13 protein-coding genes are annotated in these 15609 nt (G+C 63.6%); 8 read left to right on the top strand and 5 right to left on the bottom strand.

The annotated features are described in order from the left end of the window. Positions 1–45 precede the first annotated feature (45 nt). The 4 genes from AC0IPL_RS10715 (at position 46) to AC0IPL_RS10730 (ending at position 5164) form a co-directional block, all read left to right on the top strand. Positions 46–2076, top strand: coding sequence for a tripartite tricarboxylate transporter permease (locus AC0IPL_RS10715; protein ID WP_474274352.1), 2031 nt, complete (start codon positions 46–48; stop codon positions 2074–2076). An 18-nt stretch (positions 2077–2094) separates the two neighbouring features. Continuing rightward, on the top strand, positions 2095–3183 hold the full coding sequence (locus AC0IPL_RS10720) for a 4-oxalomesaconate tautomerase (RefSeq protein WP_474274354.1): 1089 nt from the start codon (positions 2095–2097) through the stop codon (positions 3181–3183). Between the two features lies 1 nt (position 3184). Beyond that, positions 3185–4000: a universal stress protein gene (locus AC0IPL_RS10725; protein ID WP_474274356.1), complete on the top strand. Its 816-nt coding sequence runs from the start codon at positions 3185–3187 to the stop codon at positions 3998–4000. Positions 4001–4189: 189 nt separating this feature from the next. Then, complete coding sequence (locus AC0IPL_RS10730; RefSeq protein ID WP_474274358.1) at positions 4190–5164, top strand: D-2-hydroxyacid dehydrogenase family protein; 975 nt, start codon at positions 4190–4192, stop codon at positions 5162–5164. Here the strand turns inward: AC0IPL_RS10730 and AC0IPL_RS10735 are convergent. After that, a complete protein-coding gene (locus tag AC0IPL_RS10735; RefSeq protein ID WP_474274360.1) occupies positions 5139–6194 on the bottom strand; it encodes an AbrB family transcriptional regulator in 1056 nt (351 codons plus the stop codon). The genes AC0IPL_RS10730 and AC0IPL_RS10735 overlap by 26 nt on opposite strands. 87 nt (positions 6195–6281) lie before the next feature. Between AC0IPL_RS10735 and AC0IPL_RS10740 the strand changes: the two genes are divergently transcribed. After that, entirely contained in the window at positions 6282–6974 is a 693-nt protein-coding gene (locus tag AC0IPL_RS10740) for a GntR family transcriptional regulator (RefSeq protein WP_474274648.1), read from the top strand. A 38-nt stretch (positions 6975–7012) separates the two neighbouring features. Here AC0IPL_RS10740 and AC0IPL_RS10745 read toward each other — a convergent pair whose 3' ends face one another. Beyond that, a complete protein-coding gene (locus AC0IPL_RS10745) occupies positions 7013–7915 on the bottom strand; it encodes a LysR family transcriptional regulator (RefSeq protein WP_474274362.1) in 903 nt (300 codons plus the stop codon). A gap of 79 nt (positions 7916–7994) precedes the next feature. Between AC0IPL_RS10745 and tcuA the strand changes: the two genes are divergently transcribed. From tcuA to AC0IPL_RS10760, 3 genes are all read left to right on the top strand, one after another. Beyond that, positions 7995–9383 (top strand): FAD-dependent tricarballylate dehydrogenase TcuA, encoded by a 1389-nt coding sequence (gene tcuA, locus AC0IPL_RS10750; RefSeq protein ID WP_474274364.1) that lies wholly within the window; start codon positions 7995–7997, stop codon positions 9381–9383. After that, complete coding sequence (gene tcuB / locus AC0IPL_RS10755) at positions 9370–10434, top strand: tricarballylate utilization 4Fe-4S protein TcuB (protein ID WP_474274366.1); 1065 nt, start codon at positions 9370–9372, stop codon at positions 10432–10434. The genes tcuA and tcuB overlap by 14 nt, the downstream gene beginning before the upstream one ends. A 497-nt stretch (positions 10435–10931) precedes the next feature. Further along, a complete protein-coding gene (locus tag AC0IPL_RS10760) occupies positions 10932–11348 on the top strand; it encodes a CBS domain-containing protein (protein WP_474274368.1) in 417 nt (138 codons plus the stop codon). On the opposite strand, the gene AC0IPL_RS10765 is transcribed toward AC0IPL_RS10760, so the two are convergent. The 3 genes from AC0IPL_RS10765 to AC0IPL_RS10775 form a co-directional block, all read right to left on the bottom strand. Beyond that, entirely contained in the window at positions 11345–12097 is a 753-nt protein-coding gene (locus AC0IPL_RS10765) for a Crp/Fnr family transcriptional regulator (RefSeq protein ID WP_474274370.1), read from the bottom strand. The two genes, AC0IPL_RS10760 and AC0IPL_RS10765, sit on opposite strands and share 4 nt — an antisense overlap. 634 nt (positions 12098–12731) lie before the next feature. Further along, complete coding sequence (locus AC0IPL_RS10770; protein WP_474274372.1) at positions 12732–14114, bottom strand: MBL fold metallo-hydrolase RNA specificity domain-containing protein; 1383 nt, start codon at positions 14112–14114, stop codon at positions 12732–12734. A gap of 24 nt (positions 14115–14138) precedes the next feature. Then, complete coding sequence (locus tag AC0IPL_RS10775; protein ID WP_474274374.1) at positions 14139–14969, bottom strand: universal stress protein; 831 nt, start codon at positions 14967–14969, stop codon at positions 14139–14141. Positions 14970–15609 lie beyond the last annotated feature (640 nt).

The raw sequence follows: 15609 nt of genomic DNA on the forward strand, positions 1-15609 counted from the left end.
GGGGCCTGCATTTCAAATACTTTCACACAACTTGAGGTTGGGGCGATGGATCTATTCGCTACCGCCATGCCGGCGCTTGGCCAGGCATGGGCGCTAATTCTGCAACCTATGGTCCTGGGCTATCTGGTGCTGGGCGTGGTCATGGGGCTGGCCGTGGGGGTGTTTCCCGGGCTTGGCGGCATCGCCGGTCTGTCGCTGCTATTGCCTTTCATGTTCGGTATGGACCCGGTTCTGGGTCTTGCGCTGATGGTTGGCATGGTGGCGGTGGTGCCGACCTCGGACACATTCGCCTCCGTGCTGATGGGCATCCCAGGTTCGTCGGCGTCGCAAGCGACGGTGCTGGACGGTTTCCCGCTGGCCAAAAAAGGCCAGGCGGCACGGGCGTTGTCGGCGGCTTTCACCTCCTCTCTGTTCGGTGGCCTGTTCGGGGCGCTCTTCCTCACAATGTTCATCGTCGTGGCGCGGCCGTTGGTGCTGGCCTTCGGGCTGCCCGAGATGCTGATGATCTCTGTTCTCGGCCTGTCGATGGTGGCGGTTCTGGCTGGGCGCGTGGCACTGAAAGGGCTGGCTGCGGCCGGGCTTGGCATGCTGATCGGTACCATCGGCGAGGCCGACGCGGGCGGCAGCCTGCGGATGGCGACATATGACATCCCCTATCTCACCGACGGGTTGAAGCTGGTGATCGTCGGTCTCGGCATCTTCGCCGTGCCGGAAATCGTGTCGCTGCTGCGCCAGGACCGTTCCATCGCCAAGGACGCCAAGCTGGGCGCCGGCTGGGGCGCGGGCGTGAAGGACTGGGCCGCCAACAAGTGGCTTTCGGTGCGCTGTTCGCTGATCGGCGTCGTGGTCGGGGTGATCCCCGGCCTGGGCGGGTCGGTTGTGGACTGGATCGCCTATGGCCACGCGGTGCAGAGCACCAAGGACAAGTCCGGCTTTGGCAAGGGGGAGATCCGCGGCATCATCGGCCCGGAAAGTTCGAACAACGCCAAAGAAGGCGGCGGGCTGGTGCCGACGCTCCTGTTCGGCATTCCCGGTTCTGGCTCAATGGCGATCTTCATCGGCGCCATCGCGCTGCTCGGCTCGGGCGATATCGAGGTTGGCCCCTCGATGCTGCGCGACAACCTCGACATCACCTATTCCATCGTCTGGCTGCTGGCGCTGGCCAACGTGGTGGGCACCATCCTGTGCATCGCGGCCTCGGGCGGCATCGCCAGGTTGACGACGATCCGCTTCACCTACCTTGCGCCATTCCTGTTCATGCTGATCTCCTTTGCGGCGTTCCAGTCCGGGCAGAATTTCGAGGACATCCTGGCGCTCTTCGCGATCGGGCTGATCGGCATCTTCCTGCGCCGCTTTGACTGGTCGCGCCCAGCTTTCCTGATCGGCTTTGTGTTGTCGAACCCGGTGGAGAAATTCTCCAACCAGGCGTTTCAGATCGCCTCGTTCCGCTTCCGCAAGTCCTTCGAGGAGGGGCTGGACTACCTGTTCTCGCCCATCGTCATCGTGCTCTTGATCGTCACCGTGGTCTCGGTTGTGCTAGGCCTGCGCCAGGCCAAGTCGATCATGGCCGAAGGCGACGTGCAGTCCGGTTCCAAGCGCGCGCCAGTGGTCTTCCTGATGGTGCTGATGGCCTACGCCGTAGCCGCGCTGATCAACGCAAACATGATCCCCGACTACAACATGACGGACAAGATCATTCCTCTGGTTTTGGGCGGTATCACCCTCGCTGCGCTGCTGATCCTGCTGGTGCAGATGCTGTTGCGGCCGGAAACCGACGCGATCTTTGCGGACAAGGAAATCGCCGGGGAGGACGCGGATGCGCCCTACGGCCTCTGGGGCACGCTGGCCTGGTTCGCGGTGCTGATCGTGGCGACCTACTTCGTCGGCTTCATTCTGGCGCTGCTGGGCTTCCTCGTCGCCTTCCTGCGGGTGCGGGCGCAGGCGCCCTGGCCAAAGACCCTGATCCTGACCGCTGCAGGCCTCACGCTGATGTGCGTGATGGCAGGCGCGCTGAACCGCGACTTCCCGCCGGGGATGCTGCAGCAGGCGGTGGACCTGCCGTGGCCCCTGAAATGATCCAACGGAGGAAATGACATGACACAGACAGGCATTCCTTACGTCTTTATGCGCGGTGGCACCTCGCGGGGGCCATACTTCAACCGGGCTGATCTCCCCGAAGACCGCGAGACCCTCGCAGAGGTGCTGCTGGCGGCGGTCGGCTCCGGCCATGCGCTCAACATCGACGGCATCGGCGGCGGCGCGGCGGTGACCACCAAGGTGGCCATGCTTTCTCCGTCGCAGGACGATTGGGCGGATGTGGACTACTTCTTCGCCCAGGTTTCGGTCGAGGACCGGCTGGTCGACTTCAAACCCACTTGCGGCAACATTCTCTCCGGCGTGGGCCCGGCTGCAATCGAGATGGGGCTGGTGCGCCCGGCGGCGGACGAGACAGTGGTGAAGATCCGTGCCGTCAACACAGGTGCCCGGGTTGTCGCCCGCGTGCAGACCCCGGAGGGCAGGCTCACCTATGCGGGCGATGCCGAGATTGCCGGGGTGCCGGGCAAAGCCGCGCCGGTGGCGCTGAACTTCATGGGCGTGGTCGGATCGGCCACCGGGGCCTTCCTGCCCACCGGCAACCTGCGCGACAGCTTCGGCGGGATCGAGGTGACCTGCATGGATGTGGCGATGCCCATGGTGGTCGCCCAAGCCGCCGATTTCGGGCTTTCCGGCTATGAAACCGTGGCCGAACTGGACGCGAACCGGGAGTTCTTCGCCCGGATGGAGGCGATCCGGCTCGAGGCAGGGGCGGCCATGGGCATGGGGGACGTGTCCAAATCAGTCACCCCAAAATTCGGCCTGCTTGCCCCAGCCAGGGACGGCGGCACCATCGCCACGCGCTATTTCATGCCCTGGAACACGCATCCGTCAATGGCCGTGACCGGCGCGCAATGCCTGGCCTCCTGCGCGCTGACACCGGGCACCGTGTCGGACGGGCTGCTTGACCGCCCCGCCGACAGCCCGGCCAGTGTGGTGCTCGAACATGCCTCCGGCACGATCGAGGTTTTGGTAGACTTCGAAATGAACCCTCGTTTCACACTGAACTCCGCAGGCATTTTGCGCACGGCGCGCAAGCTGGCGGATGGTAAGGTCTACGTGCCCGCGCACATCTGGGAGGGCGCCTGATATGCCGGTCATGAACCTGCTGGTTGCCTTCAACGGCTCCGACGGCTCGGTGGCGGCGCTGCGCTATGCGGCCTCGCTGGCGCGAACAGAAGGCGCCCATGTCACCGCGATGCTTGCGCATACGTCGCATGAGGTGATCGACCGCCGCTCGCGCTGGATCCCGAAACAGGCGCGGGCGCTGCTGGAGGAAGCCAGCAATGGCGTGCTGCGCGAGATCGAAGAGGTGTTCGGTCGGGAACGCGCTGCGCTGGGTCTTTCCGGCGAACTGCAACTCATCGAAGTGACTGGTCGCGTTGACAGTCTGCTGTCGGAGGCCGCGCGGTATTATGACGTGCTGGTCGTTGGCGCGCGCTCCGACGCTGATGACGCGCATGTCACCCTGCACCCGGACCGCATCGCGCTGATGTCCGGGCGGCCGGTCATCGTGATCCCGGCAGGTTATGACTCGGGCGCGCGCCACAGCCACGCTGCGCTTGCCTGGGATGGCGGGCGGGCCGCCGCGCGTGCTCTGTCCGACAGCCTGCGCCTGCTGGAGGCCGAAGGCCGCGTCAGCGTCCTGACCGTTGGCCAGCGCAGCGGCTGGCCGATCGCCGACCTGCTGACCCATCTGGAGCGCCACGGAGTCGAGGCCATCCACGAGGATTTCCCCGAAAGCCACGCGGTTGCCGCCAAGCTGCTGGCCTATTGCGAGCGCCATGATCCGTCGTTGTTGGTGCTCGGCGCCTATGAGCATTCCAAGTTCCGCGAGGATTTCCTTGGCGGAGTCACCACCGAGGTGCTGGCGAAAGCTCGTATCCCCGTATTGTTGTCGCACTGAGGACAGAGCCATTACCGACTATGAGAAACTGAATCAGACCCGCCGCGATCTGGAAGACATCCGTGCCGGACTGGCAGCACGGATTGGACGGGCCGGCGATTGCAAGTCCGATCTGCTTGTCTTGCACGAACGGGTCAGCAAAGCCATCAAGGCGCTGTCAGGGCAGGGTTGAAAACAAGGGAGACAGACATGAAGGTTCATATCCTCGACGATTGGTTCGATACGCTGCGAGGGCTGTCGTGTTTCGGGCTTCTGGAAGGTCACGACGTCACCGTATGGACGGATCATGAGCCGGATGAGGCCGCTCTGGCCGCGCGTCTCCAAGACGCCGACTGCGTTGTGCTGTTTCGTGAACGTACCCGGATCACCCGTAGCCTGCTGGAGCAGCTGCCGCGTCTGAAGCTGATCTCCCAGCGTGGCGCCCATCCGCATGTGGACGTTGAGGCCTGCACGGACAACGGTGTTCTGCTGTGTTCGAACAAGGGTGCGGACGGCGCAAACTACGCCGCGGCAGAGCTGACCTTTGCACTGATCCTCGCGGCGATGCGCCAGCTTCCCCAGCAGATGGCCAGCGTCAAGGCCGGCGGCTGGCAGATGGGCGTCGGCCGAACCCTGCGCGGACGGCGTCTCGGGCTGTATGGCTATGGGCGGATCGGCCGCGCTGTGGCCGAATACGCGCGCGCCTTCGGCATGGACGTGGTCTGGTGGTCCTCGGAGGAGGGCCGCGCGCGGGTACAGGCGGATGGCGGAACTGTGGCCCCCAGCCGGGAGGCGTTCTTTGCGCAAAGCGACGTGGTTTCCCTCCATCTGCGGCTGACGCCGCAGACCCGCGGCATCGTCACGGCGCAGGATCTGGCCCAGATGTCCGCCCGCGCGGTGCTGGTCAATACTTCGCGCGCAGGGCTGGTTGCGCCGGGAGCCCTGCTTGCTGCGCTGAACACGGGCCGACCCGGCATGGCCGCCGTGGACGTGTTCGACAGCGAGCCACAGACTGACGCGACGGACCCGCTTCTGGCGCACCCGAACCTGATCGCCACGCCGCACATTGGCTTTGTCACCGAGGATGAGTTCGACAAGCAGTTCTCGGATATTTTCGAGCAGGTGAACGCCTATGCCGCGGGCCGCCCGATTCACATGATCAATCCGGACGTCTGCGTGCCATAAGCCCCGCAGCAAGCGGCGCGCCGACGATCACCAGCACGATCCGGGTCAGGTGATGGGTAATCACAAAGCCGAGATCGGCGCCGGTGACGATGGCCAGCACCGTCATCTCGGCCTGTCCGCCCGGCGCGAAGGCGAGGAAGGCCTCCAGCGGGCGGCCAAGGCCAAGCGCGGTGACAAAGGCGGTGAAACCGGCGGCCAGCAGCGCCAGCAGCAGCACATATGTCACCCCGGCCAGCACCACTCGTGTCAGCTCTCCCCAGGTGACGCCAAGAAAATGCACGCCGATGCCGCAACCGATGAAGAACTGCGCCGCAAGGATCGCCTCGGCCGGCGGGCGGAAGTGGATGATCCCGGCTAGCGACAACGCAGCGGTGACGATCATCGGGCCCAGGATCGAGGCGCCAAACAGGCCCAGGCGTTCGCCGCCCTTCCAACCGATCAGCGCTGCAGCCGCCATCAGGGCAAGTTCTTGCATTGGCAGCTCGGCGACCGGTGCGCCGATCGGATTGGTCAGTTCGGCGGCGTAAGCGAGGGTCAGGATTGCCGGTGCCAGCGTCACGATCAGCAGCACCCGCGTGGCATGGATCAGCGACAAGGTGCGCGGATCGGCGCCTGCCTCGGCGCCAAAGATGACCATATCCTGCAGCCCGCCAGGCATCGCAGCATAATAGGCGGTGGCGGTGTCAAATTTCCAGATTTGGCGGAAGTAGGGCACGCCGACAAAGCCAATCAGTGCAATGAAGACCGGCACCAACGCCACCGACAGTGCCATCTGGGGAAGTTGCGCCAGCAGCGCCGGTGTGATCGACGCGCCGACCGCCACGCCAAGAATCGTGCGCGCGCCCACCGAGACCTGCCCGAACCCGCTTACCGGAAGATGCGCCAGTGCTGCGATCAGGCAGGCGGCCATCGGGCCGAATAAGAACGGCAGCGGCAGCGACAACGCCCAGAACAGCGCCGCTCCCAGTCCTGCCAGGGCAAGCGTCAGGCCGCGTCGGGCGGCTGGTGTCTCCAGATTGGGTGTGCGCATGCGTGTCTCCGTCCGGTCTTGACCACATTTGTGTACGCCTGTATCCATCTGGATACAATAGTCGAACAACAGCAGGGCAAGCGCGCGATGGCCAGTGACGAGCATGACACCCCGCAGGGCAACGCCGCCTATTTGCGCCTGCTGACCGAACTGCGCGAAGGCAGGCTGAACCCAGGCGACCGCCTGCGCGAGACCGAGCTGGCAGAGCGGCTCGGCATGTCTCGCACACCGGTACGCGAGGCGATCCGCCAGCTCGAGTCAGACGGCATCGTGACCCATGTGCCGCGGCATGGCGCCAGCCTTCGCATGCTGGATTATGCCGAGGTGATGGAGCTGTATGAGATGCGGGCCGTGTTGGAAGGCACCGCCGCGCGGCTTGCGGCCCGGGCGGCCTCCGATATTGAGATCGAAGAACTGTACGAGATGAACCAGGCTCTGGCGGCGCTTGGGAACCAGCCGGAGGCTTTCACCCTGAACCGGCAGTTCCACGCGGCGCTTCTGGACGCGGCAAAGAACCGGTTCCTGACACGCTCGATCCACACCCTGCAGAAGACACTGATGATCCTCGGGCCCACCACGCTTACCCAGCCCGACCGCGCGGAGAAGGCGGTGCAGGAGCATTTCGGGGTGCTGGATGCAATCAAGGCGCGCGACGGCACTCTGGCCGAAGCGGCCATGCGCGCCCATATCGAGACCGCCCAGCGTGTCCGCGTGCGCGCGCTGCGCGGCCAATCCAACCGCTCCGTGCCGCCTGCCAGTTTCGACGGCGATCTGCTGTGATCGGCTAAACACCGGGTGCCGCAGGATGCTTTCGGCGGTCAGACCGCGTTTCGAATGTGCGCCTGCACCGCCATCGCTGCCGGAGAGGGCGACTGGCCGACGCGGGTGAGCAGGCCGACAGGGCGGGCAATGTCCAGCCCCGTCAGCGTGCAGCCTGTGACGCCGACCGCCAGCGGCGAACTCAGCATTGCCTCGGGCAGGAGCGCCGCGCCCGCGCCCTGGGTGACAAGCTCCAGCGCGCTCGTGCTGCGGCCGGCCTCCAGGGTCCACACCAGTCGCACGCGCGCGCGGGCAAGAGTTTCGTCGATCAGCACCCGGTTGCCGGTTCCGCGGGCAGGCAGGATCAGCGGCGTCTCGGCAAGGTCTTCGGCGCTGAGACATACGTGTCCTGACAGCGGATGCCCCTTTGGCAAAGCCACCATGATGCGGTCGTCGAACAGTGGTTCGAAATCTGTGTTCGGCTCCAGGGCGGGCAGCGAACACAGGCCGAAATCGGCCTCGCCCTGCGCGACGGCCTCGGCGACGCCGTTGGCGGTGTCGTCCAGCAACCGCAGGCGCGCACGGTGCCCATCGGCGCGGAATTTGCCGAGCGCGGGGATCACCAGCCGCGACAGCAGCGTCGGCACGACAGCGATGGTGACCACCACGCCGCGCTGATGCGCGAAGGCCACGCTTTCGTCGCGCATTGCGCGGGTGGTTTCGCGGGCATCCTCCAGGATCGCTTCGGCCCGCACCTGCAAGCGTTTGGCTGCGAGGGTGGGCTTTACCGCCCGTGTCGTCCGCTCGAACAGCCGTGTGTCCAGCGCCTGCTCCAGCTTGGCGACCCGCCGAGTGATCGCCGATTGCGACAGGTTCAGCACTTCTGCCGCCGCATGGAAGCTGCCGGTTTCCTTCACTGCGAGAAAGGCCTCGAGATCGCCGAAATCATAATTAATGCTCATGGCGCAATAATCTTTGATAAAGCCTCATTGGTCAAATCAAAAACCTCGGGTTAGGACAGCCCCAGCCAGGAGGACAGCCATGACCGAAGCTTACGATCTTGCCGTGATCGGTGGCGGCAATGCCGCGCTCTGTGCCGCGATGACCGCCGCCGAGGCGGGCGCCCGCGTGGTCATTCTGGAGACCGCGCCGAAGGCCTACCGCGGCGGCAACTCGCGCCACACCCGCAACTTCCGCTGCATGCATGGCGGCCCGCTGGGGCCGCTGGTCGAAGGTTACGACGAGGAGGAGTATTTTGCCGACCTGATGAAGGTCACCGGTGGCAAGACCGATGAGCATCTGGCGCGCCTGGCTATCCGCACCAGCGAGGAATGCCTGCCTTGGATGCAGGAGCGCGGTGTGCGGTTCCAGCCTTCGCTGTCGGGCACGTTGTCGCTGGCGCGGACCAATGCCTTTTTCATGGGCGGTGGCAAGAGCCTGGTGAATGCCTATTACCGCACGGCCGAAAATATGGGGGTCGAGGTGCTGTACGAGGCGGCGGTCACCCATCTGGAGCTGGAGGGCGACCGGATCACCCGCGTCGATTACACGTATGAAGATGCGCAGCACTCGATCAGCCCAAAAAGCGTCGTCGTCGCCTCTGGCGGGTTTCAGGCGGACATCGACTGGCTGACCCGCGCGTGGGGGCCTGCGGCACGCAACTTCTTGATCCGTGGTACACCTTACAACCGCGGCGTGGTGCTGGCGGATCTGCTGGAACAGGGTGTCGAGAGCATAGGCGACGCTGATCAGTGCCATGCGGTTGCCATCGACGGGCGCGCACCGAAATACGACGGCGGCATCGTCACACGGCTGGATTGCGTACCGTTTTCCATCGTGGTGAACAAGAACGGTGAGCGGTTCTATGACGAGGGCGAGGATGTCTGGCCCAAGCGTTACGCGATCTGGGGCCGTCTGGTCGCGGCGCAGCCGGATCAGGTTGGCTATGTCATCATCGACTCGAAATCTCTAAACCTTTTCATGCCCTCGGTTTTCCCGCCGTTGCAGGCGGACACGTTGGAGGAGCTGGCGGGACTGATGGGCCTGCCGCCGGACAAGCTGCGCGACACCGTCGAGACCTTCAACGCAGCCTGCGGCGATACGTCGGCGTTTCACCCGACTGAACTGGATGGCGTTGCGACCAAAGGGCTTGTCCCGCCGAAGACCAACTGGGCCCGGCCGATCAGCGAACCGCCGTTCTACGGCTATTCGCTGCGCACCGGCGTTACCTTCACCTACCTGGGCCTGAAGGTCGACGAGACCGCCCGGTGCCGCACCGCCGAGGGCCCGGTCCGCAACCTGTGGGCCGCGGGGGAGACCATGGCCGGCTCAATCCTCGGGCAGGGCTATCTTGCCGGGTTCGGCATGACAATCGGAACAGTCTTTGGACGCATCGCAGGACGGGAGGCCGCAGCCCATGCAAACCGTTGACCTTATTCAGGAAGCTCGCCGTCAGGCAGAAATTTGCAACGCCTGCCGCTATTGCGAAGGCTACTGCTCGGTGTTCCCGGCAATGCACGCGGGCCGTGCCTTTTCGGATGGGGACATCACTCAGCTCGCCAACCTTTGCCATAATTGCCGCGGCTGTTATTACGCCTGCCAGTACACCGCCCCGCATGAGTTCGAGCTGAACCTGCCCAAGGCGCTGGCCGAGGTCCGCCGCGACAGCTGGGAGGCCTACGCTTGGCCGCAGCCGCTGGCGCGGCGCTTTCACACCCATGGCGGCGCCATCGCGCTGGCGCTGGTGCTGGGCTTTGCAGTGATCCTCTGGGCGCTGCGGACGCTTGGTGGCAGCGGCGAGGGCTTTTACGCCGCGCTGTCGCATAATGCGATGGTGGCGATTTTCCTGCCGGCTTTCCTGTTACCGCTGTTGTGTCTGGGCGTGGGCATGCTGCGCTACTGGCGCGCTGTGGACGGGGTGCCCATCCGGCTGGCGCATCTCAGGCAAGCCTTCGGCATGGTCGCAAAGATGAAGAACCTGGCGGCCGGTCATGGCGAGGGCTGCAACTTCGAGGATGAGGACCGCTTCAGCCACGCACGCCGCTACGCGCATCAGGCGGTGATGTACGGATTCCTCCTGTGCTTTGCCTCCACCTCCACCGCCACAGTCCTGCATTACGTCTTTGACATGCCCGCGCCCTATCCGCTGTGGTCCCTGCCAAAGATGCTGGGTGTGCCGGGCGGCATTCTGTTGACCGCGGGTTGCATCTGGATGGCGCTGCTGAAGCTGCGCTCTGACAAGACGCTGGACGATGAAAGCGCCTTTGGTGGCTCCGTCGCCTTTATCCTGCTCCTGGGGTTTGTGGCGCTGACCGGGCTTGCGCTCTATGTGCTTGGCAGCTCACCCTTGATGCCCGCGTTGCTGGCCGTCCACCTCGGTGCGGTGCTCACCTTCTTCCTGCTCACGCCCTTCACCAAGATGGCGCACGGCTTTTACCGCTTGCTGGCGCTGATCAGGGACGCGCAGAGGACGCTGTCGTGAAAGTATGAATTGGCTGACAACGTCGCGAACTCCCGTTGAGGTCATGCAGGGTCATTCAGAAGCTTGGCCGCCGGGGTATCGCTTCACATCTGCAGAAAGGCGGGGCGGGATGTGGCGGTTTCCTGCTCCCGCAACCCGCGTTTCCGTCCACGCGTCCGCAAGCAGGCCGGGGCTATGTTGCTCCCTGCCAATTCCTCAACACGGTCAAGGAAATGTCGGCCGTGCACGCCATGTCCGGGCTTGAAGTACAACACATCCTGCCGGGTCAGTTCTTGCTCCCGATCTCTTGAAAGTCTGTTGCGTTTTAACGCCGGTTAAGGCGGAGGTCGCAGCTTTCATCAAGGCTGGTAGGTGTTGCGACTCGCATTCGATCTGAGGGTGCTGCCAGCAGCCAGATAAACGAAGAGCCGTCAAAGTTGCATCCTGATGCGCTTGGCGCAGGCAGGCGGCTATCGGCTATCGGCAACCGCCGCGGGGGGCCCAGAAAGGACATGCCCATGCTTGTACAAGACATCATGACCATACCCCCACGGTATGCCAGTCCGCGGGACAATGCCGCCAGCGCTGCGGCGCAAATGAAAGCCGTTGGTATCGGCGTTTTGCCCGTTGTAGAGGATGGGCGGATTGTCGGTATCTTCACAGACCGGGATCTGGTTCTGGCATTGGCAGGGCAGGAGCGCGCGCTGGCAGGGCTGTCCATTGCCACGGTCATGACCACCGACGTGATATGCTGCCGGGCCACGGACACGATCGAGGCTGCGGCCGCACTCATGGGGGACTATCAAATCCGCCGACTGCCGGTGGTGGATGATCATGGGCGATTGGCGGGCCTGCTGTCGGTTACGGACATCGCGGTGCATGGGTCGGAACATATTGCGGGGGAGGCGCTGGGAGAGATTGCCGAGTACCGCTAACCTGAAAACGGTGAGATCTCGGCGGCCAAGCGCTCCGGTTCAACCCCGGCGATTTCTGACAGCGCGGCCAGATCTTTGATCTGGATGTCAATGTGGTCTGCGGTCTCCACCAGGCCGTTTCTGACAAAGCGGCGCATGGTGCGGCAGACATGAACCGCCGTGAGGCCGGTGAAATCGCCAATATGGCGTTGGGTCAGAGGCAGGTGAAACGCGCCATTGTCCGACAGGCCCAGCGGTTTCAGCCGAAGGGAGAGTTCGATGAGGGCATAGGCAATTCGGCTTTCGGCGCTGCCGCGGCCCAGTCGCAGCATGCGTTCGGACAGCCTGCTGCGTTCGGCGGCGTGGACGAGTTCATTGGCCTGTGCCAATCGCGGGGACGCCGCCAGCATGCTGTGCCAGGCCGACAGGGGAATGACGCAGACCAGCGCGTCGGTTACGGCCTCGATGCTCAGCCCGGCTGTTTTCCCGTCAGCGGATGTCGGATCGGCGATATCCCCGGGCAAGATGAAATCGATCAGCTGCACGTCACCGTTCAAGGAGGATTTCGAGGTGGCAAGCCATCCTTCGATTCCGATTATGACCGTGCTGCTGTCCTCGCCATCGTGAAGCATTATGCTGCTTGCCGGGATGGAGCGGACGTTCATACGGAAGCTTTGCAGTGCGGGGTCGCTGCCGTCGAAATCCATGGCACCGATGCGCAGACGGTTGGTTTCGGCAACATGGCTGTGAGTCGAGGCTTGCCGCGTCATTGGCTCGTTCCCTGTCAGTGATGACAGTACGGAACCGAATGCCGTACTGAGCAAGTGCCGCTGTTGTTGAAGTCCGATCTGCGCCCTGAAGTTAATGGTACCGGTGCGGCGCGATTTTGTCGACTCTCGCCTGGGGTGCCTTGCATTGCTGCCTTTCGTCCGCGTCTTTGCGGGAGAAGACTGCGTCGAGTGCCGCAGTTGTAGTCGACTTCGCTGGAGACTGCCTGCCTGTCCTCATCAAGCGTGACAGGCTTTGGAACCACCTCTGCTCAACGGGCTGATTTGGCGAAATTTGGACTTCTAGAAGCCAGCTGAATTTGCCTCCGGACGGTAGAAAGATCTTGTTACCAGAATTGAGGCGCGTTTTGACAGGGAGCCGCCTGACGATCCGGAGTGTGCCGTGTCCGCTGCATTCGATCTGCCGCGGCGGCATGTATCCAAGGGAGAGTTCGACCAGGTCAGAAATGCGATGCGCAAACCCATCCAGCAGCTTTGGCACTAGGGGAAGGGTTTTACGCCTTAACGCCCCGGTGCTCAGCCTGCGTGCCCAGCCCGGTGCTTTGCGGCTTGGCCAAGGAGTTGACCCGGCAGAGCAGACGGCTCAGCCCGGGGCACAGTCTTCTCGCCGACCGGATCAGGTTGGGCTGTCGATGCGGATGGCCTCCAAGTGTTCGGGCACTCGCGAAGGGCGTCCAAGTTCATGTGCGATGCGGCGTCGGAGCGTGTCAGACGCTTCGGGTTCGCCGTGCGTCAGATAGGTCATTTCAGGCGCCGGTGCAGCTGCCATCCAGCGCATCAGTTCATCGGCGTCAGCATGGCCGGAGAAGGATTGGAGTTGAGTGACCTGGGCACGGATGGCGTGGTCTTGCCCGAACATACGCAGGCGGCGTTCTCCCGCCGCCAGAGAGGCGCCACGGGTGCCGCCTGCCTGATAGCCGGTGAGTAAGATCAAGGTCTTCAAGCGCCGGCCAAAGTTCGCGATATGATGCAGTATGCGGCCGCCAGTGATCATGCCGCTGGCCGAGATGATGACCATCGGGCCCTCAAGCGCACTCAATTCCTTGGATTGTGAAACCGAATTCGTGCGGACAGGGAGCTGGAACACGCCTGCGCAGTCCTGCCGGGAGATCCTGTGTTCTGTGCAGTGACGGGCATAGATATCCGTGGCGTCCGCTGCCATTGGGCTGTCAAGAAATACTGGGATCTTCGGAATGCGCTTGGCCGCTATCAGACGGGAAAGATGATATATGATGCCCTGCGCGCGGCCTACGGCGAAGGCCGGGATCAGCACGATTCCCTTCTGCTTCAAAAACGGCGCCAGAATGCTGGCAAGTTCGTCTTCGGGGGAAATGGCAGTGTGAATGCGGTCGCCGTAGGTCGACTCGCAGACCAACACTTCGGCGCCGCGAAACGGCTCCGGCGGCGGCATCAGGGGGTCGCGATCCTGGCCAAGGTCGCCGCTGAAATGAACCGTCCTGCTACCGACCCTGATCCGGATCTGTGCAGCCCCCAACAAATGACCGGCCCGGATGAATTCTGCGCTGAGCCGCCCCCCGAGATCCAGCGGCTCGCCGAAAGGGTGCTGCTTGAACTGGCGCAGCGCCGCCCTTGCGTCCTGCTCCGTGTAGATCGGTGCCGGGCGCTTATGCTTGGAATAGCCCTTGCGTCTCGCACGCCGGGCCTCGTCCTCTTGCAGGTGACCGCTGTCCGGCAGGAGCAGCCCGCACAGGTCGCGGGTTGGCGGGGTGCAATAGACCGGTGCCCGGCAGCCGGACCGGAGCAGCGCTGGAAGGTAGCCGGAATGGTCGAGATGAGCATGTGTCAGCAGTATGGTGGTGATGGAGTTAGGACGAACCGGGAACGGTTTGCGGTTGCGCCGCCTGAGATGCTTGTAGCCCTGATAGAGGCCGCAATCGATCAGCACCCGCTGCTGTCCGGCGTCGATCAGATAGCGGGAGCCGGTGACCGTTCCGGCCGCCCCGAGAAAACGTAGCGTTGCACTGTCTGGCGGCATCATGGCACCCTCCTGTTGTGTCGCGACCTATTTGGACAAGAGGACCGGCAGCTTTGCATGCTCCAACAGTTCGCGGGTGGCGGCACCGATCACGAAATCATAAGCCCAGGAATGACCGAACGCACCGGCAGCCAGCATGTCGGCGCCGCATTCAACGGCCACTTTGAGCAGCATGGAACCGGTGCCCTGCCCGGTTCCTTCACGGTCGATCAGCGTCACGGAATGCCCATGCCGGTCAAAGGCGGCAGCCATGTCCTCGCGGCAGGCAAGCCCGAGGTCGCCGTCGCCAATGTGGAGGATTGATATGCTGGCACCGGGCTGCGCCAGGGCGCGGGCGTAGTGGGCAGCGCGGATGGCCTCGCGGGTGTTGCTCCAGCCAATCAGGATGTTTGCGCCAATGGCCGCAGGGGACCAATTGTCGGGGATGATCAGGACAGGGCGTCCCGACCGGCGGATCAACTGCTCCTGCAGCTGTCGATGGCTATGCCGGGCACCATCCTTTGGGCACTGACCCGCGAGCACAAGATCCGCTGCAGCCACATTATCAAGCAGAAACTCCTCCGAGCTCTGGCTTCCGAGAGGCTGCTGACGAAAATCGGAAAGGAAATCGCGCCTTTCCATAGCCGACTGAAAAGCGTCTGCAACGGCCTCAGCCTCCTCCCGCTGCCATTCAGGAATAAACGCCGCGCCGTAGCTGACAAGACTGCCCTCGGCTCCGACATACGGCACCTGGATGTCCGCTGGAAGCACGCCAGTCAGATGGGCGCCAGTGCGACTGGCTATATCTGCGGCCGCAGGAATGAGCCACTGTGCTTCCTGTGCCGAGAACAGGGCAACTGCCAAAGACTTGATAGTCATCTGAGAACTCCTCGCTGAATGTCTCATCTCGCCGGGATCGAAAACACGGATGCCGACTTCCGCCAACACGGCCCACAGCTGAACCCGGTCCATTCCCGACATGCCGCGGCGTCGTATGTCTCCTGATCGTCGCTGGCCGACGCCAAACGCATCGCGGTGTGCCCGAGGCATCATCCCGGACACATGTCATGCATCCCACCGGGGCTGTTGGGGTCCGTTGCCATTATCTCAGCATGTTCCCGTGGCAGGCGCATTGATGGCGGTTAATGGTCTAAAGGTGGCGACAAAACAGTCTCGCGTTCAGCCGTCTTACCAAGCGCGTGCGCTGGAGGTTGCGCTTCCGCCGACTGGCCGTCAGGTGGACGGCAAGCATGTTGGCAAGCCCACACATGCGCTTTCCCGGTGGCAAGGGTTGCAGGCCTTGCGATTGCACCTCCGAACGCTACGTGGTGCCCGGAACGCTTTTTAGAACCAGGTCTGATCCTTGCCGCACTCCGGTCAAACATGCCTGCGGTTGCGCGGGGCCGCAGATAGGAAAACCCGGTCTCGGGAATGGGGGGAGATCGGGCAGCTGCTATTGAGAACTGTTTGCGGCCTATCTCGATGGCCCGACTGGTTTCGAATGGACAGGCGCAGTCCC

This window comes from Leisingera sp. SA32, assembly GCF_056033425.1.